A 26,332-nucleotide genomic window follows, 5' to 3' on the forward strand; every position below is an offset into this window, starting at 1 on the left:
TATGGATTCAAAGAAACAAAGTGAAATTACAATCAGCGAATTATTGAAATTTTTAGCACCAGGGACACCCCTACGTGCAGGTATAGATAATGTATTAAGAGCAAACACGGGTGGATTAATTGTTCTTTGTTCTAAGGAGCAGATTGCCAGTTTAGTGGATGGGGGCTTCCAAATTAATTGCCCTTTTTCGCCAAACTATTTATATGAGCTAGCTAAGATGGATGGGGCGATTATTCTCAATCAAGAAGGAAATAAAATTCTTATTGCCAACGCCCAACTCGCACCAGATTCGAGTATTCCTTCCTCTGAGACAGGGATGCGACATCGGACAGCAGAGCGGGTGGCGAAACAAACAGGTGCGCTTGTTATTGCTGTTTCACAACGCCGTAATGTCATTACTTTATATAAAGGGGCTTCTCGTTATTCACTAAAGGATATTGGCGTTATATTAACAAAGGCTAATGTGGCAGTCACAACATTAGAGAAATATAAAGTTGTTCTTGAGCAAAGTATATCTAATTTAGGTATTCTCGAATTTGAAGAACAGGTGACCTATAATGATGTGTTAAATGTTATGCATAATATAGAAATGCTGTTAAGAATTAAAAATGAGTTACTAACTTATTTAAGCGAGTTAGGGACAGAAGGACGTCTCATTCGTTTACAAATGAATGAGTTATTGATTGAAATGGAAAGAGAATCAGAATTCGTTATTATGGATTATGCTAATGACCGTGATATTAGGGCAAAGGAAGCGCTTCAAAAGCTTCAAGAGTTATCAAAAGGTGAGACTTTAGAAGACTCAGTTATCATGAAATTGCTAGGCTTTCATGGCTATATTCATACCGAAGAAGTCATTCATCCTAGAGGGATTCGTGTGCTGCATAAGGTGCCGCGATTACCACCTATTATTATTGATAACCTCGTTGATCGCTTTGAGGAACTGAGGTATATAGCGGCAGCTTCTATTGAAGAATTAGATGAGGTAGAAGGTATAGGAGAGGTACGGGCTAGGAAGATTGATGAAGGCCTCAAGCTTATACAAGACCAATTTTTTTCCGACCGACATTTATAAATACCATTGAACTACTATTCACCTTATGATAGAATAGGTAGTTTATCATTTGACATTCCCTTACTTACGGTGCTAGTCTAAGAGTATTCATAACCGTTTAATCTATCCTTTTATTTAGTTTACTGCAATAATTTTTTGTTTATAATATAAAATTTTCCAATATTGTGCGTTTTTTATTTTTGGAATTTGTTAATAATGAATAAAAGGAGGTGAGGGAATGTTAAAGAGAATTGTACAAGTCTGTTTCCTTATATTTGGGATCACATTAGGAATTTTTGTGATACCAGAATTACTATTTCTAATTAGTTTAGATGACATTCCATTATTAAATAATCCTTATGTTTCCGCCATTTTAGGAGCTATTATTTTCTATCTTTTAACATTTTGGGCGGTTGACCATGTTGTCAATTTCATTAAATGGACAGAAGAATCGATTGTAAAGGTGCCAATTACCGATATTATATTTGGTAGTGTTGGACTGGTGTTTGGTCTTGTTGTCGCGTTTTTACTTGGTTATGGATTGTCGACACTCGAGATACCGGTATTAAATACTGTTGCTCCTATCGTCTTAACACTGTTATTTGGATATTTAGGTTTTCAAGTTGGATTTAAAAAACGAGATGAATTACTCAATCTTTTTACAAACAAAAAGAAAAAGTTAACTGAAGAAGAAGATAGTCAATCTGATGTGAATAAGCTAAAAATATTAGATACAAGTGTTATTATCGATGGTCGAGTAGCTGATATTTGTCAAACAGGATTTTTAGAAGGAACAATCGTTATTCCTCGTTTTGTGTTAGAAGAATTACAGCATATTGCCGATTCATCTGATGTGTTAAAAAGAAATCGTGGCCGCCGCGGTTTAGACATTCTCAATCGTATTCAAAGTGAGCTATCTATAAAGGTAGAAATTTACGAAGGTAATTTTGAAGAAATACAAGAAGTGGATAGTAAGCTAGTCAAATTAGCGAAATTAACTAACGGTGTGGTTGTAACCAATGATTTTAACCTGAATAAGGTATGCGAGCTACAGAAAGTCGCAGTTCTAAATATTAATGATCTGGCGAATGCTGTGAAGCCGGTTGTGCTTCCGGGAGAAGAAATGAAAGTTCAGGTCATTAAGGACGGAAAAGAACAAAATCAAGGGATTGCCTATTTAGACGATGGCACAATGATTGTCGTAGAAGAAGGTAGAAATTATATTGGCAAGCATATTGATGTAGTAGTGACAAGTGTATTGCAAACATCTGCGGGTAGAATGATTTTTGCTAAACCAAAACTTTTAGAAAAAGCATTATAATTATAGTATAGAAGAAGCAGAAGAGGGGGCCGTAAACTGGCTCTTTTCTTCCGCTTTTTATGCTGATTAAGGGAGTTAAAAGAAAATATGGGGTATAGAGTCGTCATCCCTGCAGCGGGGCAAGGGAAGAGAATGGGTGCTTCAAAAAATAAACTGTTGCTAGAACTAAGAGGGGTACCTATTTTTATACATACATTGCGCGTTTTCCAACGAGACTCTGCGTGTGAAGGGATTTATTTAGCTATTAATCCTGCAGAGGAAAAGGAGATACGTGCGTTAATCGCTAAGCATGGGATTGATAAGGTGAAGGCGTATATCGGTGGTGGACAGGAAAGGCAGCATAGCATTAGTCATGTGATTCGTGCGTTAACAGGTGAAGGGATTGTGTTAGTGCATGATGCCGCTCGTCCTTTTGTTGAACAAGAGCATATCGATCAACTTGTATCTCAAGCTCAGTCCAATGATGGCGCCATTTTAGCCGTTCCAGTGAAAGATACGATAAAAAAGGGACGTGATGGATTAGTCGAGGGAACAATTGATCGAACGAGTCTTTGGTCTGTGCAAACCCCTCAAGCTTTTAAGCTTAGTATTTTACAAGCGGCATATGAGAAAGCGCAAAAGGACCAATTTGTAGGGACTGATGATGCAAGCTTGGTGGAGAGGGTACATAATAAGATTGCTTTTGTACAAGGGAATTACGATAATATTAAACTAACAACGCCTGAGGACCTATATTTTGCTGAGGCGATTTTAAATAAAAGAGATGACTTTATCTAAAGGAGAAGATAATATGTTTCGCATTGGTCAAGGATTTGATGTACATCAATTAGTTGAAGGGCGACCACTGATTATGGGTGGGGTTACGATTCCATATGAATTAGGATTACTTGGACATTCAGATGCGGATGTTTTATTACATACAGTGTCAGATGCCTGTTTAGGTGCAATTGGTGAAGGTGATATTGGTAAGCACTTCCCTGATACAGACCCAGATTTTAAAGATGCGGATTCAGCTAAACTGATGCAACATGTTTGGCAATTGGTAAAAGAAAAGGGTTATGAGCTTGTGAACGCAGATTGTACTATTATTGCTCAAAAGCCAAAAATGGCTCCTTATATTCCTGCTATAAGAGAAAGAATAGCGGAATTGTTAGAATCAGAAGTAGAGAACATTAACGTGAAAGCCACGACAACGGAAAAACTAGGATTTACAGGTAGAGGCGAAGGAATTGCTGCTCAAGTGGTAGTGTTGTTGAAGAAAAGTGCCTAGTCGGTTATTTACGGACTTTGACAACTTACAGTAGGATGATAAAATAAAGGGTGCTATTCATATTCAATTTTTGATAAAAAGATGGATCGTCAGGTGGCTTATATAGCAATCAGCGGTTTTTCGAAATAGAACCGATTTTGAAGGAGGATCATCATGTCAAGTGATATTCGTGTACGCTATGCACCAAGTCCAACGGGACATTTGCATATTGGTAATGCGCGTACAGCTTTGTTTAATTATTTATTTGCTCGTAGTAAAAATGGTAAATTCATCATTCGTATAGAAGATACAGATAAAAAACGTAATATTGAGGGCGGAGAAGAGAGTCAATTAAAATACTTACAATGGCTTGGTTTAGACTGGGATGAAAGTATTGATAAAGATGGTGGATACGGCCCGTACCGTCAATCAGAAAGAAACGAAATTTACAAAAAGTATTATCAACAGTTACTTGATAGTGGACAAGCTTATAAGTGTTATTGTACAGAAGAAGAGTTAGAAGCTGAACGTGAGGCGCAAATGGCTAAAGGTGAAACGCCGATTTACTCTGGAAAGTGCAGACATTTATCAGACGATGATCGCCAACAACACGAAGCTGAAGGAAGAAAACCGAGTATTCGTTTTCTTGTCCCACAAGGAAAAGTATATGCATTCAATGATATGGTTAAAGGAGAAGTGTCATTTGAGTCAGATGGCATAGGTGATCATGTAATTGTTAAAAAAGACGGGACACCGACATATAATTTTGCTGTAGCCATAGATGATTATTTAATGAAAATCTCTCATGTATTACGTGGAGATGATCATATTTCAAATACACCCAAACAAATTATGATTTATGAGGCGCTTGGCTTCCAAGTACCTGTATTTGGTCACATGACGCTAATAGTGAATGAAAGTCGTAAAAAATTAAGTAAACGTGATGAGTCAATCATTCAATTCATTGAACAATACGAAGAGCTAGGTTACTTGCCTGAAGCTTTGTTTAACTTTATCGCTTTACTTGGTTGGTCTCCGAGTGGAGAGGAAGAATTATTCTCCAAAGATGAGCTAATTGAAATCTTTGATGAGTCAAGATTATCTAAGTCACCGGCTTTATTCGATATGCAGAAGCTTGCTCATATTAATGCGCAGTACATGAAAAAGTTAGATGGTGACCAGTTACTTGCTTTAACGTTACCTCATTTTAAAAAAGCAGGCAAAGTAGGAGATAATCCTTCTGAGGATGAGTTACAATGGTTAAAGAAATTAGTTGTGTTGCTGCAAGAGAAAATGAGTTATGGTGCGCAAGTCATTGAACTAAGTGAATTATTCTTTGTTCAGGATATCGAAGTTGAATCAGAAGCAAGCGAAGTTTTAGCTGAAGAGCAAGTACCGGAAGTGTTGACTGCTTTCTTACATGAAGTAGAGGCGCTTGAGGTATTTGAAGCTGATCAAATAAAGGCGGCAATGAAGTCAGTACAGAAAGCGACAGGACATAAAGGGAAAAAATTATTTATGCCGATTCGCTCAGCAACAACGGGGCAGACACATGGTCCAGACCTACCGAAAGCAATGGAGTTATTAGGTAGGGAAACTGTAAAAATTCGCCTACAGCGTATTTTAGGTTAACATATCGGTAAAAATATAATATAGTATAGAATATTAACGTATAAATATTTAGAAAATCATTATAGATGCTAAATCATTGAAGAGGAAAAGTAAGAGTAATGACTGTTTATTAGAGAGAACCATCATCGGCTGAAAGTGGTTTAAACCTCTCATTCTCTGAAGTGCCCCTCTGAGTCCTGTTTCGAACCTTTATAGTAGAAATAGGCGGTTACCTTCCCGTTAACGAGGCAGAGTTGGAGCTTTTATTATATGAAAGCTTAAACAGAGTGGAACCGCGTGTAAACGTCTCTGTCTATTTTAGACAGGGGCGTTTTTTATTTATAGATATGTTATTTGTTTTCTGGTGATAAGGACCCACCAAAAGAGAGAATGTAATCACTGTTACTTTTGTTGTTTTTATTATACGAGAAAAATGCTATTTAAAGACTGGAGGGAGAGAGAGCATGTTTAAAAGAATGAAGGAAGATATAGATGTTGTGTTTGAACAGGATCCTGCCGCAAGAAGTGTTTTTGAAGTAGTGTTAACCTACTCAGGATTACATGCGATTTGGAATCATCGTATTGCACACAGTCTTTATAAAAATAAATTTTTCTTCCTTGCAAGGTTGGTTTCGCAAATTAGTCGTTTTTTTACTGGGATAGAAATTCACCCTGGGGCGAAAATAGGCCGTCGATTTTTTATTGATCACGGGATGGGTGTTGTTATTGGCGAGACATGCGAGATTGGAGATAATGTCACTGTCTATCAAGGTGTAACACTTGGGGGAACAGGGAAAGAAAAAGGCAAAAGACATCCAACGATTAAGGATAATGCTCTTATTGCTACAGGGGCAAAAGTGCTTGGATCCATTACAATTGGGGAAAACTCAAAAATAGGTGCCGGCTCAGTTGTTTTACATGAAGTGCCACCTAATTCAACGGTTGTTGGTATACCTGGTAAGGTAAAAATCCAAGATGGCGTCAAAGTAACGAAAGATTTAAATCATACAGACTTACCAGATCCCATTTCTGATCGCTTTAAAGAGCTAGAAAATGAGTTAGAGCACGTGAAAAAAGAGTTTGAACAACTGAAAGCTGAAAGGAGCCACTCATAATGGCGATTCAATTATATAATACGTTAACAAGAAAAAAAGAGCCGTTTATCCCGTTAGAAGAGGGTAAAGTAAAGATGTATGTTTGTGGACCTACTGTATACAATTATATTCATATAGGAAATGCTCGCCCTGCAATTGTGTTCGATACAGTGAGGAGATATTTGGAGTATCGCGGATATGATGTGAATTTTGTGTCAAATTTCACAGATGTCGATGATAAATTAATCCGCACGGCCAAAGAACTAGGTGAAGAGGTGCCGGAAATTGCGGAGAGATTTATTGAAGCGTATTTTGAAGATGTATCGGCATTAGGCTGCAAAAAAGCAGACACACACCCGAGAGTAACAGAAAATATGGATACGATTATTGATTTTATCCAAGCGCTGATTGATAAAGGTTTTGCCTATGAATCAGAAGGAGATGTGTACTACCATACACGAAAGTTTGAAGAGTATGGCAAGCTTTCTCATCAATCGATTGATGAGTTAAAGTTAGGCAATCGTATTGCTGTTGGTGAGAAGAAGAAAGACGCACTTGATTTCGTCCTTTGGAAAGCGGCGAAGGAAGGTGAAATTAAATGGGATAGTCCTTGGGGGGCGGGTCGCCCAGGGTGGCATATTGAGTGCTCCGCTATGGCTCGTAAATATCTAGGTGACACGATTGATATTCATGCGGGAGGACAAGATTTATCATTTCCTCACCATGAGAATGAAATTGCACAGTCAGAGGCAGTGACAGGTAAAACTTTCGCTCGTTACTGGATGCATAATGGCTATATTAATATTGATAACGAGAAAATGTCTAAATCACTCGGTAATTTCGTCTTGGTACACGATATTATTAAGAAGCACAATCCGCAAGTGTTAAGGTTCTTCATGTTAGCAGTGCATTATCGTAATCAAATTAACTATAATGAAGAATTGCTGGAAAATACAAAAGCGGGTTATGAGCGTATTAAAGCATCGTATGAGAATTTAAAACATCGTAAAGAGGCGAGTAGTGAGTTAACAGAAAATAACCAAGAATGGTTAGAGAAAATTGGTGATTTACAAAAGCAATTCATCACAGATATGGATGATGATTTTAACACGGCGAATGCCATCTCTATTGTATTTGAATTATCAAAACAAGCGAATTATTATTTGATGGAAAAGAATACATCCACTGCTGTAATTGATGCATTTATGACTCAATTCGAGGATTTCTTCGATGTACTTGGACTATCGTTAGAGGATGAGCCAGAACTGCTAGATGAGGAAGTGGATCAATTGATAGCCGATCGGATTCAAGCAAGAAAAGATCGCAATTTCCAATTAGCTGATCAAATTCGTGATCAATTAAAAGAAATGAATATTATTCTTGAGGATACAGCTCAAGGAACAAGATGGAAAAGAGGATAAGAGAGATGCTTTCATACGAAGAAAATCTTAATCCTAAACAATTAAACAGTCTCGCCCTTGCTTATATGGGCGATGCTGTTTATGAACAATACGTACGTCAGGACCTATTACAAAAAGGTAATATAAGGCCACATCAGTTGCATAAGGCAGCAACGAAATATGTATCTGCTAAAGCACAATCAAAAGTGATTCATGCATTTTTGGACGAGGGCGTTTTATCAGAAGAAGAAGAGGCGGTAGTAAGACGGGGGAGAAATGCTAAATCTGGCACCATTCCGAAAAACACCGATGTACAAACTTATCGTTATAGTACTGCGTTCGAAGCATTGATAGGTTTCTTATATTTATCTAAACGAGTAGAGCGGTTAGAAGAGTTAGTAGTAAAAGCATTTAAGTGGACTGAGGATAGGAAGGAGGAGAGCAAGAAATGAGTCATGATTTCATTATTGGTAAAAACGCTGTAATCGAGGCACTTAAGTCAGAGCGTGATATGAATAAAATTATGGTTGCGGAAGGCTCTCAAAAAGGGCAAATGCAGCAAGTGGTTGGAATGGCGAAGGAAGCGGGTGTGCTGGTTCAATTTGTACCGAAAAAGAAATTGGATCAAATGGAGCTAGGGAATCATCAAGGTGTGGTTGCTCAAGTAGCTGCCTATCAATATGCCGAGTTAGATGACCTATTTAAAAAGGCAGAAAACAGTGGACAAGCTCCCTTCTTTCTTCTATTGGATGAGATTGAAGATCCTCATAATCTAGGCTCGATTATGAGAACTGCTGATGCTGTAGGTGCGCATGGGATTATTATTCCAAAAAGGCGTGCGGTTGGTTTAACAGCAACAGTGGCTAAAGCTTCAACGGGAGCGATTGAACATATTCCTGTTGCTCGTGTTACGAACTTAGCAAGAACGATTGATGAATTAAAAGAACGAGGCGTTTGGATTGCGGGTACAGATGCTAGCGGTAAACAGGATTATCGCCAATTGGATGGAGTGATGCCCATCGGATTAGTCATTGGTAGTGAAGGGAAAGGAATGGGAAGACTGATTAGAGATAAATGTGATTTTCTTATCAGCTTACCAATGGCTGGAAAAGTAACATCTTTAAATGCTTCAGTCGCTGCTGCTTTGTTGATGTATGAAGTCTACCGCAAACGCTCTCCGATTGAGCGATAATGATGAATATCCTTCTTGTTGACGGATACAATATCATCGGTGCCTGGCCAGAGCTTCAACTTCTTAAAAATAAGGATTTAGAAGCAGCCAGGGACCTGCTGGTAGAAAAGATGGCTGAATATCAAGGGTATTCCGGTTACCGAGTCATAGTTGTCTTTGATGCCCATTACGTAAAAGGGACAGAAAGAAAATTTAAGAATTATAATGTTGAAGTTATTTTTACACGTACAAACGAAACCGCAGATGAACGTATTGAAAAGCTAGCGATTGCGTTAAATAATATCAAAACACAAATCTATGTAGCTACTTCAGATTTTACAGAGCAGAGAGTCATCTTTGCTCAAGGTGCGTTAAGAAAGTCAGCCCGAGAATTACACAATGAAATGAATCATATTGAAAAACAAATTAACAAAAAAGTAAAGAAAAGCCAGGAAAATAAGCCAGTGTCTAAAATCCCATTAAGTGATGAAATCGTTGAAATTTTCGAAAAATGGCGCAGAGAACGTTAAATGATTGGTTGACGCTGGAAAATACCCTACTGTATAATATTTCTAACCATGCTTGTACGGTCGGAGGGATCAGGATGAGTATCGACTTCAGGACAAAAGCTGAAAAGCATTCTTTATACGTGCAACTCGAAGATGAAGAAGTAATTGAATTAGTGCATAAAGGTGAAAGTGAAGCGCTAGATTATTTGATCCATAAGTATCGAAACTTCGTGCGTGCAAAGGCGAGGTCTTATTTCCTCATTGGTGCCGACAAGGAAGATATTGTGCAGGAGGGAATGATTGGTCTTTATAAGGCCATTCGAGATTTTAGGGAGGACAAGTTGTCTTCCTTCAAAGCATTTGCAGAATTATGTATCACAAGACAAATTATCACTGCAATTAAAACAGCAACAAGACAGAAGCATATCCCGTTGAATTCTTATGTATCGCTTGATAAGCCTATTTATGATGAGGAGTCAGATCGTACGTTAATGGATGTCATTTCTGGAGCGAAAGTGATGAACCCAGAAGAGTTAATTATTAATCAGGAAGAGTTTGACCACATCGAAGTAAAAATGTCTGAACTTTTGAGCGATTTGGAAAGAAAGGTGCTTGCCCTTTATTTAGATGGGCAATCATATCAAGAAATATCAGAAGAATTGAATCGACATGTGAAGTCAATTGATAATGCTTTGCAAAGAGTGAAGAGAAAACTAGAGAGATATTTAGAAATAAGAGAATTCTCTTTATAACTACTATATGTTAATATATTATTTATGGGCATATGAGAACCATTTTCGATTGATAACAGTGGAGGTTTTCCTATTTTTGCTGTTATTGACATGGATTATTGGCCATGGTAGAGTTTTAATGGCATAAATGTCGAAGAGGTGTGAAAAATGCCGAAAAAAGTGATACTAGCTTGTGCCGATTGTGGGACAAGAAATTACACTACCAATAGTAACAAAGGTAATGAGAGATTGGAATTAAAGAAATTTTGCAGTAAATGCAGTGCACATACAGTTCATCGCGAAACAAAATAATAGAGTAAAGAAGAGACAAAAAAGTAATAGAATGGCATTCAGGGGGATGTATTCTTAATCAACGCTTTTTTGTTAAAGGATATATCTCTTTAAAGTTGGGGGTTAAGAAATGGGACGCATCGTGAAGTTTTTCCGTGAAGTTGGACGTGAGATGAAAAAGGTTAGCTGGCCTACAAAGAAAGAGCTAACGAAATATACGATCACAGTTATTGTCGTTGTTTTATTCTTTACGTTATTCTTTACTGTTGTTGATTTAGGTATTTCTGAATTGATTCGTTTAATTCTTGAATAACCCCTGAGCTTCCATGGTATAATGGATGATAACACAGGAACATTTGCAGGAGCCCGGTAACGGGTTTTTTCATTTGGTCAAGAAAGGCCTAGTCCATTTGCTTAGGATTCGATTGGTTTCGTAATCCGTCACTTTAGACAAACAAGAGATGTCAGTCTTTCAAAAATAAAAATAGATTGCAGGGAGGGAAGGACGTTAAGTCCCCTTTGATATGGAAAAGAATTGGTATGTAGTACATACGTACTCAGGGTATGAGAATAAAGTAAAAGCAAACCTTGAAAAACGTGTGGAATCGATGGGCATGCAGGATAAAATTTTTAGAGTGGTTGTCCCTGAAGAAGAAGAAACAGATATTAAGAATGGTAAGAAGAAAGTTGTAAAACGGAAGGTGTTCCCAGGTTATGTGTTGGTGGAGATTGTTATGACAGATGACTCTTGGTATGTAGTGCGTAACACACCTGGTGTAACGGGATTTGTTGGTTCAGCGGGTTCTGGCTCCAAACCGACTCCGTTGTTGCCTGAAGAAGTGCAGGTCATTCTCAAACGTATGGGTGTTGAAGAAAAACGAATGGATGTAAACTTCGAAGTTGGGGAAACGGTTCAAGTAAACGAAGGTCCATTTGCTAACTTTACTGGATCTATTGAAGAAATCGATAAAGATAAAGCGAAAATCAAGGTGCTTGTAAATATGTTTGGAAGAGATACGCCAGTTGAATTAGATTTTTCGCAAATCGAAAAAATTTAACGGTCTTTCTCCCTTATATTTAACTAGAGAAAGTTGATTTTTGTATGATTTCGCCGTATCTAGCCATTGTCTTTCGCTTATGAGCTCTCCTATATTTTTGAAAAGAACTTGAAATCGTCTTTGAAAAATGATAATATTTCATAGGTCAGTATGTCTCAGAAGACGAGACCGGACATTGGACATTATTCTTTATGTTAATATAAAGAATTAACAGTTGAGTGGGAGGGGGAAAACCCCTATTACCACATCACGGACTTTAAGGAGGTGTGTCTCGTGGCTAAAAAAGTAATCAAACTTGTTAAATTGCAAATTCCTGCAGGTAAAGCAAATCCAGCACCACCAGTTGGTCCTGCACTAGGTCAAGCCGGTGTTAATATCATGGGATTCTGTAAGGAATTTAATGCACGCACAGCTGAACAAGCTGGTCTAATTATTCCTGTTGAAATCACGGTATTTGAGGACCGTTCATTTACATTTATTACGAAAACTCCACCTGCTGCTGTATTGCTTAAGAAAGCGGCTGGTATTGAGTCTGGTTCTGGTGAACCAAACCGTAATAAAGTAGCAACAGTCAAGCGTGACAAGGTACGCGAGATTGCTGAAACAAAAATGCCTGATCTAAACGCTGCTAGTGTAGAAGCTGCTATGCGTATGGTTGAAGGTACTGCACGCAGCATGGGTATTGTCATCGAAGACTAATACTATTTGCTATGTATGTATGATGATTGTTTCTAAAAAGGTTGCGATGCTGAATTAGTTTCACTCGCAACCTTTATAATGTTCGGACCTTGAGAAATTCTCGAGGGGCCGACGTTTTTGAGATGAGAGGCAAACGTGCTTTTCGTCGGTGGGAGGTTATTCCGCTAAAACCACATTCAAGGAGGAAATTAAAATGGCTAAAAAAGGTAAGAAGTATGTAGAAGCTGCTAAACTTGTAGATAGCACAAAAGCTTACCCAGTTGCAGAAGCAATTGCTCTTGCGAAGAAAACAAACTTTGCTAAATTTGATGCAACAGTTGAAGTAGCTTTTCGTTTAGGTGTAGATCCTAAGAAAGCTGACCAACAAATTCGTGGAGCTGTCGTGCTTCCGAACGGTACTGGTAAAACTCAACGCGTGCTTGTATTTGCAAAAGGTGAAAAAGCGAAAGAAGCAGAAGCTGCGGGTGCAGACTATGTTGGAGATGCAGAATTCATCAACAAAATCAACCAAGGTTGGTTTGAGTTTGACGTAATCGTTGCTACTCCAGACATGATGGGTGAAGTTGGTAAACTTGGTCGTGTACTTGGACCAAAAGGTTTAATGCCAAACCCTAAAACAGGTACAGTTACATTTGATGTAGAAAAAGCTGTTAATGAAATCAAAGCAGGTAAAGTTGAATACCGTGTAGAAAAAGCTGGTAACATTCACGTGCCTATCGGAAAAGTATCATTTGAAGATGACAAGCTTGTTGAAAACTTCAACACAATCTTCGATACAATGATGAAAGCAAAACCTGCTGCAGCAAAAGGTACTTACATGAAAAATGTTTCTGTAACTACTACTATGGGACCTGGTGTGAAAATCGACCCTTCTACAGCGGCAACAAAATAATTAACCATTATTTGGTTTTTAAATAAAGTTGACATAGCAAAGTCCATTCTGTAGAATGAATCTTGTTATTATCATAACTTAATCATTTATACCGTAGACAGCAGGAGCCGATTGGGGCTTAATAACCTGCCGAGGTAATACGATAGATTTTAATTGCTTGAACGAGCTATTGTATACTTCCTCCATGTCTACCTTTGATATGGAGGTTTTTTAATGAGATGGTGAGCCTCACCTATCTGATTGAACGGTATGAATGCATAATTCAATAGGAGGTGTAAAGATGAGCAGCATTATCGAACAAAAGAAACAAATCGTAGAAGAAATTGCAGACAAATTCAAATCAGCTCAAACAGCAGTTGTTGTTGATTACCGCGGATTAACTGTTGCAGAAGTAACAGAACTTCGTAAACAACTACGTGAAGCGAATGTTGAATTCAAAGTTTACAAAAACTCTATGAGTCGTCGTGCAGCAGAAGCTGCTGAACTTGCAGGCTTAAACGAACATCTTACTGGTCCTAATGCAATTGCATTCAGTACAGAGGATGTTGTCGCACCAGCGAAAATTTTAAACGAGTTTGCTAAAAAGCATGAAGCTCTTGAAATTAAAGCGGGTGTAATTGAAGGTAATATCGCTTCACAAGAAGAAGTGAAAGCTCTTGCTGAACTTCCATCTCGCGAAGGTTTACTTTCTATGCTACTCAGCGTACTTCAAGCTCCAGTTCGCAACCTTGCTCTTGCAACAAAAGCTGTTGCAGATCAAAAAGAAGAACAAGGCGCTTAATTATCGGTTTTAACCAATATAATCTAACAAAAATTAAGGAGGAAATTATATCATGACTAAAGAACAAATCATTGAAGCAGTTAAAAGTATGACTGTTTTAGAACTTAACGATCTAGTAAAAGCAATTGAAGAAGAATTCGGAGTAACTGCTGCAGCTCCTGTAGCTGTTGCTGGTGGCGCTGCTGGTGGAGACGCTGCTGCTGAGAAAACAGAATTTGACGTAATTCTTAATTCTGCTGGCGATCAAAAAATTAAAGTTATCAAAGTTGTTCGTGAAATCACAGGTCTTGGCCTTAAAGAAGCGAAAGAAGTTGTTGATAACACTCCTAAAGCTATTAAAGAAGGCGCTTCTAAAGAAGAAGCTGAAGAAATCAAAGCTAAACTTGAAGAAGTTGGAGCTGGCGTAGAAGTTAAGTAATATAGTTTGTTTAAAAGCCCGCTTGTATGAGCGGGCTTTTTTAATATCAGTTATGTGGACTGTTTAGGTAAGTGAATTTAAGGAGAACGTTACAGCAACTAACGAAGCGTTTGCTTAATTTTACCCTCTACCAAAAAAATCCTCGCACATGCAGCTCTAATATCTGGAGGTGACCACTATGTCAGACCATTATTATTCTAAAACGCCTAATGTCGAAAGTAATCCACGTGTTTGGAGTTACAAACTAAGAGACAAAACATTTCAATTTAAAACCGATCATGGTGTATTTTCAAAAAGTGAAGTTGACTTTGGATCAAGGTTATTAATAGAGACGTTTATCCCTCCTGAAATATCTGGTGATGTATTAGATGTTGGTTGTGGGTACGGCCCAATTGGTTTATCAATGGCGTCGATTATGCAAGATCGTCAAGTCGTCATGCTCGACGTGAACGAAAGAGCGCTTGAGCTGGCACAAACGAACGGCGAGCTAAATGGTATCAACAATATCACTGTAAAAGAAAGTGACAAGTTGGCAGTTGTTAAAGACCAACAATTTGCAGCTATTTTAACGAATCCACCAATAAGAGCTGGGAAACAAACTGTTCATAGTATTTTTGAAGAGAGTTTTGAATGTTTATTGCCTGGTGGAGAACTATGGGTAGTCATTCAAAAGAAGCAAGGTGCACCATCTGCTATTGAAAAGCTCTCGGAATTATTTGCTGAAGTAGATACAGTTGTGAAGAAAAAAGGCTATTTTATATTAAGAGCAAAAAAAGATTGACTTGACATTTTCGCTATGTTAGTATTGTAAAATGCCAACATAATATACTACCAATAGGGATAAAAATTTATGCGTTATTGTATAAATTTATCCAGATGTGGGAAGTAATGAAAAGAATAGTCTAATGATGGAATTGTGGTTTTTGCTTGAAAAACCCTTTTTCTTTTTGTCTGATTGAGTTTATGTTTACGGAGGAAACTCGTGTTTTGGGGCTTCCGACGCTCTAGTTTTGGCAAAAATAGAGCGAAATGTGACTCGAGTTTAAGATATGTCAAGCTACCTGGATAATATTTCTCATGTAAAGAGTTTATCTCACTTGTGGGCTGGAATCCACAGGTAAAAAGATAGATTCTATTATTTACATGTGAGATTCACAGGTTGCTTTTCAAATAATAACGCTTGATTTGAGGGGTGAATCAGTTGACAGGTCAACTAGTTCAGTATGGACGACACCGCCAACGTAGAAGTTACGCACGAATCAGTGAAGTTTTAGAATTACCAAATCTAATCGAAATCCAAACCTCTTCTTATCAATGGTTTCTTGATGAGGGTTTAAGAGAGATGTTTCACGACATTTCTCCGATTGAAGACTTTACTGGTAATTTATCGCTTGAATTTATTGATTACAGCCTTGGCGATCCAAAATATTCGGTTGAGGAATCGAAGGAACGAGATGTTACATATTCTGCACCTTTGCGTGTGAAAGTGCGTCTTGTGAACAAAGAAACAGGCGAAGTCAAAGATCAGGATGTCTTTATGGGTGACTTCCCGCTTATGACAGAAACAGGAACATTTGTAATTAATGGCGCAGAACGTGTCATTGTTTCGCAATTGGTGCGTTCTCCGAGCGTATACTTTAGCGGAAAACTCGATAAAAACGGGAAAAAAGGCTTTACTGCCACTGTTATCCCGAACCGCGGCGCTTGGCTTGAGTATGAAACTGATGCCAAAGATGTCGTATACGTTAGAATAGATCGTACGAGGAAACTACCCGTTACGGTTCTTTTGCGTGCACTAGGGTTCGGATCTGATCAAGAAATCATCGAATTAATTGGTGACAATGAATATATCCGTAATACGCTTGAAAAAGATAACACAGAAGGTACGGACAAAGCATTGCTCGAAATCTATGAGCGTCTTCGTCCTGGTGAACCACCGACTGTTGAGAATGCAAAAAGCTTACTTGTATCAAGATTCTTTGATCCAAAACGCTATGATTTAGCAAATGTTGGACGTTACAAGATTAATAAAAAGCTTCATATAAAAAATAGATTATTTGGCCAAAGATTAGCTGAGAATTTGGTTGATCCTGAAACAGGGGAAATCATTGCTGAAAAAGGTGTTGTACTTGATCGTAGAACACTTGATCGAATTCTTCCTTATCTTGAGAAGAATGTTGGCTTTAAGAAAGTGGACCTTGTCGGCGGCGTTATAGATCAAGAAGTCGATGTCCAATCGATTAAAATTTATGCACCGAATGAAGATGGCGAGAAAGTCATTAATGTAATCGGTAATGCGTATGTAGAAGAAGCTGTGAAGAATATTTCACCGGCTGATATTATTGCTTCTATTAGCTATTTCTTTGATTTATTGCATGGTGTCGGCGATACAGATGATATTGACCACCTTGGTAATAGAAGATTACGTTCTGTTGGTGAGCTATTGCAAAACCAATTCCGTATCGGTTTATCAAGAATGGAGCGTGTAGTTCGTGAGAGAATGTCCATTCAAGACACGAACACAATTACACCACAACAATTAATCAATATTCGTCCTGTTATTGCATCTATTAAAGAATTCTTTGGTAGCTCTCAATTGTCTCAGTTCATGGACCAAACAAATCCATTAGCTGAGTTAACACATAAGCGACGTCTATCAGCCTTAGGACCTGGTGGATTAACACGTGAGCGTGCAGGTTTTGAAGTGCGTGACGTTCACTATTCCCACTATGGTCGTATGTGTCCAATTGAAACGCCAGAGGGACCGAATATCGGATTAATTAACTCTTTATCATCCTTTGCGAAAGTGAATCGTTTCGGATTTATTGAAACACCTTATCGTCGTATTGATCACGAAACAGGTACAGTATCTTCAAGAATCGATTACTTAACAGCTGATGAGGAAGATAATTATGTTGTAGCCCAAGCGAATGCAAGACTAGGTGAAGATGGTTCATTTGTTGACGAGGAAGTTGTTGCTCGTTTTAGAGGGGAAAATACTGTTGTTAAACGTGACCGTGTTGATTACATGGATGTATCACCTAAGCAGGTTGTATCTGCTGCGACTGCATGTATCCCGTTCTTAGAGAATGATGACTCTAACCGTGCCTTAATGGGTGCCAACATGCAACGACAAGCTGTGCCTCTTATGCAGCCTGAAGCACCACGCGTTGGAACAGGAATGGAATATGTTTCTGGTAAAGATTCTGGTGCTGCGGTGATTTGTAAGCACGAAGGTATTGTTGAGCATGTTGAAGCGAAAGAAGTTTGGGTAAGACGTGTGAAAGAAGTAGATGGCCAAGAAGTAAAAGGCGATCTTGATAAATATAGAATGCTTAAGTTCATTCGTTCCAACCAAGGTACTTGTTACAACCAAAGACCAATTGTTGCGGTTGGTAACCGTGTAACGAAAGGTGAAATCCTTGCTGACGGACCATCAATGGAACTTGGTGAACTTGCGCTTGGACGTAATGTTCTCGTTGCTTTCATGACATGGGACGGTTATAACTACGAGGATGCGATCATCATGAGTGAGCGCCTTGTAAAAGATGATGTATACACTTCGATTCATATTGAAGAGTATGAGTCAGAGTCTCGTGATACGAAGCTTGGACCTGAAGAAATTACTCGTGACATCCCGAATGTAGGGGAAGATGCCCTACGTAATTTAGATGAGCGCGGTATTATTCGCACAGGTGCTGAAGTGAAAGATGGGGACTTGTTAGTTGGTAAAGTAACGCCTAAAGGTGTAACAGAACTAACTGCAGAGGAAAGACTACTTCATGCTATCTTCGGTGAAAAAGCACGTGAAGTACGTGATACATCCTTGCGTGTACCACATGGTGGAGGCGGTATCGTACTAGATGTCAAAGTCTTCAATCGTGAAGATGGCGATGAACTACCTCCAGGTGTAAACCAACTTGTACGTGTTTATATTGTTCAGAAGCGTAAGATTTCTGAAGGGGACAAAATGGCCGGTCGACATGGTAATAAAGGGGTTATCTCTCGTATTTTACCGGAAGAAGATATGCCGTATTTACCAGATGGCACACCGGTTGATATCATGTTGAACCCATTAGGGGTACCTTCTCGTATGAACATTGGTCAGGTTCTTGAACTACACCTTGGAATGGCGGCAAGATCACTAGGTATTCATGTGGCTTCACCAGTATTTGATGGTGCAAACGAGGAAGATGTTTGGGAAACAATCGAAGAAGCTGGTATGGCTCGTGATGCGAAAACAGTTCTTTATGATGGACGTTCAGGAGAGCCATTTGATAACCGTGTATCTGTTGGTGTCATGTATATGATCAAACTAGCACACATGGTTGATGATAAACTTCACGCTCGTTCTACTGGACCTTACTCACTTGTTACGCAACAACCGCTTGGTGGTAAAGCACAATTCGGTGGACAGCGTTTTGGTGAGATGGAGGTTTGGGCACTTGAAGCCTATGGTGCTGCTTATACACTTCAAGAGATCTTAACAGTTAAATCGGATGATGTCGTTGGACGTGTGAAAACATATGAATCCATCGTTAAGGGTGAAAACGTACCGGAACCTGGTGTCCCTGAATCATTCAAAGTATTAATTAAAGAACTTCAAAGCTTAGGTATGGATGTAAAAATCCTTTCAGGCGATGAAAAAGAGATAGAAATGCGTGATACGGATGATGAAGAGGATATGCAACAGGCTGAATCCTTAACAATCGCTCCAGATACGCAAGAAACAGAAGAAGCAGAAACAGTAGCAACAAAAGAATAAATTTGAACAAGGAGGGCGATCACTGCCCTCCATTCGAGCTAAGTGGAATAGATGACTGGGACCCAAACTTATTGATAAGTTAATGGGAAAAACCTGTAGATCGAAAGGGAGGTAGGCCCCTTGCTAGATGTTAATAATTTCGAGTATATGAAAATAGGTCTCGCTTCACCAGATAAAATCCGCTCATGGTCTCATGGTGAAGTAAAGAAACCTGAAACAATCAATTATCGTACATTAAAACCTGAAAAAGATGGTTTGTTTTGTGAACGTATTTTCGGTCCAACAAAGGATTGGGAATGTCATTGTGGTAAATACAAACGCGTTCGTTATAAAGGTGTTGTTTGTGATCGTTGTGGTGTTGAAGTTACACGTGCTAAAGTTCGTCGTGAAAGAATGGGGCACATTGAGCTAGCAGCGCCAGTATCACATATTTGGTACTTTAAAGGTATTCCAAGCCGTATGGGTCTTGTTCTTGATATGTCTCCTCGTGCTTTGGAAGAAGTAATTTATTTTGCATCTTATGTTGTAACCGAATCCGGAGATACAGCATTAGAGAAAAAACAATTACTCTCTGAAAAAGAATACCGTGCTTACCGTGAAAAATACGGTAATAAGTTCCAAGCGTCTATGGGTGCGGAGTCAATTAGAAAGTTACTTTCAGATATTGACCTTGATAAAGAAGTAGATACGTTAAAAGAAGAATTAAAAACTGCACAAGGGCAACGCCGTACACGTGCAATTAAACGATTAGAAGTGCTTGAAGCATTCCGTGGTTCAGGAAATGAACCGAGCTGGATGATTCTTGATGTGCTGCCAGTTATTCCTCCAGAGCTTCGTCCAATGGTTCAACTAGACGGTGGTCGTTTTGCTACATCAGATTTGAATGATCTTTATCGTCGTGTAATTAACCGTAATAACCGTTTGAAGCGTTTATTAGATCTTGGTGCTCCAAGCATCATCGTTCAAAATGAAAAGCGTATGCTTCAAGAAGCTGTTGACGCTTTAATTGATAACGGTCGTCGTGGACGTCCTGTTACTGGTCCTGGTAATAGACCACTTAAATCACTATCTCATATGTTAAAAGGTAAACAAGGACGTTTCCGTCAAAACTTGCTCGGTAAGCGTGTTGACTACTCTGGACGTTCTGTTATTGTCGTTGGTCCAAACTTGAAAATGTATCAATGTGGACTCCCTAAAGAAATGGCATTGGAGTTATTTAAACCGTTTGTCATGAAAGAGTTAGTTGAAAAGGGCCTAGCACATAACATTAAATCAGCTAAACGTAAAATCGAAAAAGTTCACCCTGAAGTTTGGGATGTACTTGAGAGTGTCATTAAGGAGCATCCGGTATTATTAAACCGTGCCCCTACACTTCATAGATTAGGGATTCAAGCATTTGAACCTACGTTGGTTGAAGGACGTGCCATTCGTTTGCATCCACTTGTTTGTACAGCATATAATGCTGACTTTGATGGTGACCAAATGGCGGTTCACGTACCTTTATCAGCAGAAGCGCAAGCTGAAGCTAGATTGCTTATGTTGGCAGCACAAAACATCCTGAATCCTAAGGATGGTAAACCAGTTGTTACGCCTTCTCAAGATATGGTGTTAGGTAACTATTACTTAACCTTAGAAAGAGAAAATGCTGTTGGTGAAGGAATGGTCTTTAACGACACAAGCGAGGCGTTACTTGCTTACCAAAACGGATATGTTCACTTGCACACAAGAGTAGCTGTCCATGCTGGTTCGTTAAAAAATGAAACATTCACTGAAGAACAAAACAAACAACTATTAATGACAACAGTTGGTAAATTGGTGTTCAATGAAATTTTACCGAAAACATTCCCGTATATTAACGAACCAACAAAAGAAAATCTTGAAATTGAAACACCGAAGAAATACTTTATTGATAAAGCTACTGATATTCCTGAAGCGATTCGTACAATGCCAATTGTCGATCCGTTTAAGAAGAAAATTCTTGGAAATATCATTGCTGAAGTATTTAAACGCTTCAAGATTACTGAAACATCAAAAATGCTAGACCGTATGAAGAATTTAGGTTTCAAATATTCAACTAAGGCTGGTATTACCGTTGGTGTGTCAGACATCGTTGTATTAGGTGAAAAAGAAGAAATTCTTCATGAAGCTCAAAATAAAGTTGATAATGTATTAAAACAATTTAGACGTGGTCTTATCACTGAAGAGGAACGTTATGACAGAGTTATCTCTATCTGGAGTGCAGCGAAAGATAATATCCAATCGAAACTAATGAAATCATTGGATAAATCCAACCCAATCTTCATGATGAGTGATTCAGGTGCCCGTGGTAACGCATCTAACTTTACACAGTTAGCTGGTATGCGTGGTCTTATGGCCAACCCGGCTGGTCGTATTATTGAATTACCGATTAAATCAAGTTTCCGTGAAGGATTAACTGTATTAGAGTACTTTATCTCTACTCACGGTGCGCGTAAAGGTCTTGCTGATACAGCCCTTAAAACAGCTGACTCTGGTTACCTTACTCGCCGTCTTGTTGATGTTGCACAGGACGTAATTGTACGTGAAGATGATTGTGGTACAGATCGTGGCTTATTGATTTCTTCCTTGAAGGAAGGAACAGAAGTGATTGAAAGCCTAGAGGAACGTTTAATCGGTCGTCATGTAAGAAAAGCGATTAGACATCCGGAAACAAATGAAATCATTGCACGTGAAAATGAATTGATTACTGAAGATTTATCTGCAGAAATCATCGCTGCAGGCGTTGAAGAAGCATGGATTCGCTCTGCGTTCACATGTAATACTCGCCATGGTGTATGTAAAAAATGTTACGGACGTAACTTGGCTACTGGTCAAGAAGTTGAAGTCGGTGAAGCAGTTGGTATTATTGCCGCACAATCAATTGGTGAACCAGGTACACAGTTAACGATGCGTACATTCCATACAGGTGGGGTTGCAGGAGACGATATTACACAAGGTCTTCCACGTATCCAAGAGATTTTTGAAGCACGTAACCCTAAAGGTCAAGCGGTTATTTCAGAAATCAAAGGTATAGTGGTTGGCATTAATGAAGGTCGCGATCGTCAACATGAAATCGTTATTCAAGGTGAAGTTGAATCACGCACTTATACTGCACCTTATACTGCGCGGTTAAAAGTAGCAATTAATGATGAAGTGGAACGCGGTCAAGAGCTAACAGAAGGTTCTATCGATCCGAAAGAGTTAATTAAAGTGAGAGATGTTACAGCAGTTCAAGAATACTTGCTACGTGAAGTACAAAAAGTTTATCGTATGCAAGGGGTTGAAATCGGTGATAAACACGTCGAAGTAATGGTACGTCAAATGCTTCGTAAAGTACGTGTTATCGATGCAGCTGAGACAGATGTACTTCCAGGCACATTGCTTGATATCCATCAATTTACTGATGCGAATAGAAAAGCACTGATGGAAGGTAAAATGCCAGCTACTGGACGTCCGGTATTACTTGGTATTACAAAAGCATCTCTTGAAACTGATTCCTTCTTATCCGCTGCCTCATTCCAAGAAACAACTAGAGTTCTTACAGATGCAGCGATTAAAGGAAAACGTGATGAGTTACTCGGCTTGAAAGAAAATGTTATCATTGGTAAACTTGTTCCAGCTGGTACAGGTATGCAACGTTATCGTCAAGCAGAGCCTTATACAAAAGAGACAGTTGAAGAAACAATCACGGTAGAATAATGATAGAAGTAAGGGTGTCGTTCTTTTTAAGAATGGCACCGACCTTCTATATTAAAAAAATATGAATGATTGTTGACATCATTTTCAAATGGTGGTAATATAGCAAAGGTGCTCCTATTACTGGATACTTTGGAGGATGAATTTATGTCTTATGAAAAAGTATTGCAGGCGAAAGAAATTATAGTAGGAACTAAACAAACAGTGAAAGCTCTTAAATCTGGAATTGTATCTGAAGTAGTCATCGCTAGCGATACAAATTTTCAAGTCAAATCTATGATAGAAGAAGCTGCTAAAGATCATAACGTTCCAATCACATATGTTGATTCGATGAAAAAGCTTGGTAAAGCATGTGGGATAGATGTAGGTGCTGCAGCTGTTGCATTAACTATTTAAAAACTGTTTTTGTAGATAGAAATCTGCAAGGACTTTGTTTTTGCCTTTAAATGAACCACCTGGATGTGTGGGCTTACATGAAAAGATGAAGGGAGGAAAAATACATGCCTACTATTAATCAATTAGTACGCAAGCCTCGTAAAACAAAGGAAGAGAAATCAACTTCTCCTGCGTTGAACAAAGGTTATAACAGCTTCAAAAAAGTACAAACGAACATATCTTCACCACAAAAACGCGGTGTATGTACTCGTGTTGGTACAATGACTCCAAAAAAACCAAACTCAGCGTTGCGTAAATATGCACGTGTACGTTTAACTAACGGAATCGAAGTAAATGCTTATATTCCTGGTATTGGTCATAACCTACAAGAGCACAGTGTGGTACTTATCCGTGGCGGTCGTGTAAAAGACTTACCGGGTGTACGTTACCATATCGTTCGTGGTGCACTTGATACTGCTGGTGTTAACAACCGTATGCAAGGTCGTTCTAAATACGGTGCTAAACGTCCTAAAGCAGCTAAGAAATAATTCACAAATAAAAATAACCCTTTCTTGAAAGGAGGAAAAATTACATGCCACGTAAAGGTCCTGTAGCAAAAAGAGACGTATTGCCTGATCCGATTTACAACTCAAAGCTTGTTAGCCGTCTAATCAATAAAATGATGGTAGATGGTAAGAGAGGTAAATCTCAAGCAATTCTATATAATTCATTTGATATCATTAGTGAGCGTACTGGCAAAGAGCCAATGGAAGTATTCGATCAAGCGCTTAAAAACATCATGCCTGTACTTGAAGTAAGAGCACGCCGTGTAGGTGGAGCTAACTACCAAGTACCAGTTGAGGTGCGCCCTGATCGCCGTACAACTCTTGGTCTTCGTTGGTTAGTAAACTACGCTCGCCTTCGCGGTGAGAAAACAATGGAAGAGCGTCTTGCAAACGAAATTCTTGATGCAGCTAACAACACTGGTGCATCAGTGAAGAAACGTGAAGACACTCATAAAATGGCTGAAGCAAACAAAGCATTTGCTCACTATCGCTGGTAAGATTCATTTTTATATTATAAAAACAATTCCCATACTAGGAAGGAGAAAGACACAATGGCAAGAGAGTTCTCCTTAGATAATACGCGTAATATTGGTATCATGGCTCATATTGATGCTGGTAAAACAACAACAACTGAGCGTGTTCTTTATTACACTGGTCGTATCCATAAAATTGGTGAAACACATGAAGGTGCTTCACAAATGGACTGGATGGAGCAAGAGCAAGAACGTGGTATTACAATCACTTCTGCCGCTACTACAGCTCAATGGAAAGGCCACCGTGTTAATATCATTGACACGCCAGGACACGTAGACTTCACAGTTGAAGTTGAACGTTCATTGCGTGTACTTGATGGAGCAGTTGCTGTACTAGATGCTCAATCTGGTGTTGAACCACAGACTGAGACTGTATGGCGTCAAGCGACAACTTACGGCGTACCACGTGTGGTATTCGTAAACAAAATGGATAAAATTGGTGCAGACTTCTTGTACTCTTTAGGTACACTTCATGATCGTCTGCAAGCAAATGCAGCAGCTATCCAATTACCAATTGGTGCTGAAGACGAATTCAAAGGTATCATTGACCTTATCGAAATGAAAGCTACTTTCTACGGTAACGATCTTGGTACTGACATCGAAACACGTGAAATTCCTGAAGAATACATGGATCAAGCTCAAGAGTATCGTGAAAAATTAATCGAAGCTCTTGCAGAACTTGATGAAGAATTAATGGAGAAATATCTTGGTGGAGAAGAAATCTCTAATGAAGAGATTAAAGCTGCAATCCGTCAAGGTACAGTAAACGTTGAATTCTATCCAGTTATTTGTGGATCTGCATTCAAAAACAAAGGTGTTCAAAAAATGCTTGATGCAGTAATCGACTATCTTCCATCTCCATTGGATGTACATGCCATTAAAGGTATCAATCCAGAGACAGAAGAAGAAGTTACTCGTCCATCAAGTGATGAAGAGCCTTTCTCTGCATTAGCATTTAAAGTTATGACTGACCCTTATGTTGGTAAATTAACTTTCTTCCGCGTTTACTCTGGTACGTTAGATTCAGGTTCTTATGTTAAGAACTCTACGAAAGATAAACGTGAACGTGTAGGTCGTATCCTACAAATGCATGCAAACTCTCGTGAAGAGATCTCTACAGTTTATGCAGGAGATATTGCTGCTGCTGTTGGTTTGAAAGATACTTCTACTGGAGATACACTATGTGATGAAAAGAGTCTTGTAATTCTTGAATCTATGGAGTTCCCAGAGCCAGTTATCTCTCTTTCTATCGAACCGAAGTCTAAAGCAGACCAAGATAAGATGACTACAGCACTTCAAAAACTTCAAGAAGAAGATCCAACATTCCGTGCGCATACTGACCAAGAAACTGGTCAAGTAATCATCGCTGGTATGGGTGAGCTTCACCTTGATATCCTTGTAGACCGTATGAAACGTGAATTTAAAGTAGAAGCAAATGTTGGTGCACCACAAGTTGCTTATCGTGAAACTTTCCGTGCATCTGCAAACATCGAAGGTAAATTCGCGCGTCAATCCGGTGGTCGTGGTCAATTTGGTCACGTTTGGATTGAGTTCTCTCCAAATGAAGAAGGTGCAGGATTTGAATTCGTAAACGGCATCGTTGGTGGTGTTGTTCCACGTGAATATATCCCTGCAGTACAATCTGGTCTTGAAGATGCTATGGAGCGTGGTGTATTAGCCGGCTATCCAATGGTTGATATTAAAGCTAGATTATTTGATGGATCATACCATGATGTTGACTCATCTGAAATGGCGTTTAAAATTGCCGCTTCTATGGCACTGAAAAACGCTGCATCAAAATGTAACCCAGTTATCCTTGAACCGGTAATGAAAGTTGAAGTAGTTATTCCGGAAGAGTATATGGGAGACATCATGGGTGATGTTACTTCTCGTCGTGGACGTGTTGAAGGTATGGAAGCACGCGGTAACGCACAAGTAGTTCGTGCTATGGTTCCACTTTCTGAAATGTTTGGTTATGCTACTTCATTGCGTTCTAATACGCAAGGTCGCGGTACATTCTCAATGCACTTTGATCATTATGAAGAAGTTCCAAAATCAATTTCTGAAGAAATCATCAAAAAAAATAAAGGTGAATAATTG

Annotated in this window: 25 protein-coding genes and 2 other annotated features; all 25 genes read left to right on the top strand. The window is 38.9% G+C overall.

Features of this window, described 5'->3' with window-relative positions:
- Position 1: 1 nt before the first annotated feature.
- The 25 genes from disA (at position 2) to fusA (ending at position 26,329) form a co-directional block, all read left to right on the top strand.
- Complete coding sequence (disA, locus tag LG276_RS00500; protein WP_095371249.1) at positions 2 to 1,075, top strand: DNA integrity scanning diadenylate cyclase DisA; 1,074 nt, start codon at positions 2 to 4, stop codon at positions 1,073 to 1,075.
- Positions 1,076 to 1,292: 217 nt separating this feature from the next.
- A complete protein-coding gene (locus tag LG276_RS00505) occupies positions 1,293 to 2,375 on the top strand; it encodes a PIN/TRAM domain-containing protein (RefSeq protein WP_224938658.1) in 1,083 nt (360 codons plus the stop codon).
- An 87-nt stretch (positions 2,376 to 2,462) separates the two neighbouring features.
- Positions 2,463 to 3,152: a 2-C-methyl-D-erythritol 4-phosphate cytidylyltransferase gene (gene ispD / locus LG276_RS00510; RefSeq protein ID WP_224938659.1), complete on the top strand. Its 690-nt coding sequence runs from the start codon at positions 2,463 to 2,465 to the stop codon at positions 3,150 to 3,152.
- Between the two features lie 13 nt (positions 3,153 to 3,165).
- A complete protein-coding gene (gene ispF, locus LG276_RS00515; protein WP_095371246.1) occupies positions 3,166 to 3,645 on the top strand; it encodes a 2-C-methyl-D-erythritol 2,4-cyclodiphosphate synthase in 480 nt (159 codons plus the stop codon).
- 153 nt (positions 3,646 to 3,798) lie between these two features.
- Positions 3,799 to 5,256 carry a glutamate--tRNA ligase gene (gltX, locus tag LG276_RS00520; protein ID WP_404293117.1) on the top strand — a complete coding sequence of 486 codons (1,458 nt, stop codon included), beginning with the start codon at positions 3,799 to 3,801 and terminating at the stop codon, positions 5,254 to 5,256.
- A 67-nt stretch (positions 5,257 to 5,323) separates the two neighbouring features.
- Positions 5,324 to 5,549: a binding site (T-box leader), on the top strand.
- A 150-nt stretch (positions 5,550 to 5,699) separates the two neighbouring features.
- Positions 5,700 to 6,350 carry a serine O-acetyltransferase gene (cysE, locus tag LG276_RS00525; RefSeq protein WP_224938661.1) on the top strand — a complete coding sequence of 217 codons (651 nt, stop codon included), beginning with the start codon at positions 5,700 to 5,702 and terminating at the stop codon, positions 6,348 to 6,350.
- Entirely contained in the window at positions 6,350 to 7,750 is a 1,401-nt protein-coding gene (gene cysS, locus LG276_RS00530; protein WP_224938662.1) for a cysteine--tRNA ligase, read from the top strand. Before cysE ends, cysS begins: the two co-directional genes overlap by 1 nt.
- Positions 7,751 to 7,755: 5 nt before the next feature.
- Positions 7,756 to 8,181 (top strand): Mini-ribonuclease 3, encoded by a 426-nt coding sequence (locus LG276_RS00535; RefSeq protein WP_095373563.1) that lies wholly within the window; start codon positions 7,756 to 7,758, stop codon positions 8,179 to 8,181.
- A complete protein-coding gene (rlmB, locus tag LG276_RS00540) occupies positions 8,178 to 8,921 on the top strand; it encodes a 23S rRNA (guanosine(2251)-2'-O)-methyltransferase RlmB (RefSeq protein ID WP_095371242.1) in 744 nt (247 codons plus the stop codon). Before LG276_RS00535 ends, rlmB begins: the two co-directional genes overlap by 4 nt.
- 2 nt (positions 8,922 to 8,923) lie before the next feature.
- Entirely contained in the window at positions 8,924 to 9,430 is a 507-nt protein-coding gene (locus LG276_RS00545) for an NYN domain-containing protein (RefSeq protein WP_095371241.1), read from the top strand.
- Positions 9,431 to 9,504: 74 nt separating this feature from the next.
- A complete protein-coding gene (sigH, locus tag LG276_RS00550) occupies positions 9,505 to 10,161 on the top strand; it encodes an RNA polymerase sporulation sigma factor SigH (protein ID WP_404293120.1) in 657 nt (218 codons plus the stop codon).
- 147 nt (positions 10,162 to 10,308) lie between these two features.
- Positions 10,309 to 10,452 carry a 50S ribosomal protein L33 gene (gene rpmG, locus LG276_RS00555; protein WP_191816903.1) on the top strand — a complete coding sequence of 48 codons (144 nt, stop codon included), beginning with the start codon at positions 10,309 to 10,311 and terminating at the stop codon, positions 10,450 to 10,452.
- A gap of 109 nt (positions 10,453 to 10,561) precedes the next feature.
- Complete coding sequence (gene secE, locus LG276_RS00560; protein ID WP_095371238.1) at positions 10,562 to 10,744, top strand: preprotein translocase subunit SecE; 183 nt, start codon at positions 10,562 to 10,564, stop codon at positions 10,742 to 10,744.
- Between the two features lie 211 nt (positions 10,745 to 10,955).
- Positions 10,956 to 11,489 carry a transcription termination/antitermination protein NusG gene (gene nusG, locus LG276_RS00565; protein ID WP_095371237.1) on the top strand — a complete coding sequence of 178 codons (534 nt, stop codon included), beginning with the start codon at positions 10,956 to 10,958 and terminating at the stop codon, positions 11,487 to 11,489.
- A 273-nt stretch (positions 11,490 to 11,762) separates the two neighbouring features.
- The gene (gene rplK / locus LG276_RS00570; RefSeq protein ID WP_009336545.1) at positions 11,763 to 12,188 is read left to right on the top strand and encodes a 50S ribosomal protein L11; all 426 of its coding nucleotides are present in this window, start codon (positions 11,763 to 11,765) and stop codon (positions 12,186 to 12,188) included.
- 193 nt (positions 12,189 to 12,381) lie between these two features.
- Positions 12,382 to 13,080, top strand: coding sequence for a 50S ribosomal protein L1 (gene rplA, locus LG276_RS00575; protein WP_095371236.1), 699 nt, complete (start codon positions 12,382 to 12,384; stop codon positions 13,078 to 13,080).
- A gap of 73 nt (positions 13,081 to 13,153) precedes the next feature.
- Positions 13,154 to 13,301: a sequence feature (ribosomal protein L10 leader region), on the top strand.
- 59 nt (positions 13,302 to 13,360) lie between these two features.
- Positions 13,361 to 13,861, top strand: a complete 501-nt coding sequence (gene rplJ, locus LG276_RS00580) for a 50S ribosomal protein L10 (protein WP_095371235.1) — start codon at positions 13,361 to 13,363, stop codon at positions 13,859 to 13,861.
- Between the two features lie 52 nt (positions 13,862 to 13,913).
- Positions 13,914 to 14,279 carry a 50S ribosomal protein L7/L12 gene (gene rplL, locus LG276_RS00585; RefSeq protein WP_095371234.1) on the top strand — a complete coding sequence of 122 codons (366 nt, stop codon included), beginning with the start codon at positions 13,914 to 13,916 and terminating at the stop codon, positions 14,277 to 14,279.
- A 178-nt stretch (positions 14,280 to 14,457) separates the two neighbouring features.
- A complete protein-coding gene (locus tag LG276_RS00590; protein ID WP_095371233.1) occupies positions 14,458 to 15,060 on the top strand; it encodes a class I SAM-dependent methyltransferase in 603 nt (200 codons plus the stop codon).
- Between the two features lie 420 nt (positions 15,061 to 15,480).
- A complete protein-coding gene (rpoB, locus tag LG276_RS00595; RefSeq protein WP_224938667.1) occupies positions 15,481 to 19,044 on the top strand; it encodes a DNA-directed RNA polymerase subunit beta in 3,564 nt (1,187 codons plus the stop codon).
- Positions 19,045 to 19,164: 120 nt separating this feature from the next.
- Positions 19,165 to 22,761, top strand: a complete 3,597-nt coding sequence (gene rpoC / locus LG276_RS00600) for a DNA-directed RNA polymerase subunit beta' (protein ID WP_224938668.1) — start codon at positions 19,165 to 19,167, stop codon at positions 22,759 to 22,761.
- A 144-nt stretch (positions 22,762 to 22,905) separates the two neighbouring features.
- The gene (locus tag LG276_RS00605; protein ID WP_095371230.1) at positions 22,906 to 23,154 is read left to right on the top strand and encodes a 50S ribosomal protein L7ae-like protein; all 249 of its coding nucleotides are present in this window, start codon (positions 22,906 to 22,908) and stop codon (positions 23,152 to 23,154) included.
- Positions 23,155 to 23,258: 104 nt separating this feature from the next.
- Positions 23,259 to 23,681, top strand: coding sequence for a 30S ribosomal protein S12 (gene rpsL / locus LG276_RS00610; RefSeq protein WP_095371229.1), 423 nt, complete (start codon positions 23,259 to 23,261; stop codon positions 23,679 to 23,681).
- 44 nt (positions 23,682 to 23,725) lie between these two features.
- Entirely contained in the window at positions 23,726 to 24,196 is a 471-nt protein-coding gene (rpsG, locus tag LG276_RS00615; protein ID WP_224938669.1) for a 30S ribosomal protein S7, read from the top strand.
- A gap of 54 nt (positions 24,197 to 24,250) precedes the next feature.
- A complete protein-coding gene (gene fusA / locus LG276_RS00620; RefSeq protein WP_224938670.1) occupies positions 24,251 to 26,329 on the top strand; it encodes an elongation factor G in 2,079 nt (692 codons plus the stop codon).
- The last annotated feature ends 3 nt before the right edge of the window (positions 26,330 to 26,332 follow it).

The organism is Cytobacillus kochii, from assembly GCF_044790165.1.
Taxonomy (GTDB): Bacteria; Bacillota; Bacilli; order Bacillales; family Cytobacillaceae; genus Cytobacillus; species Cytobacillus kochii.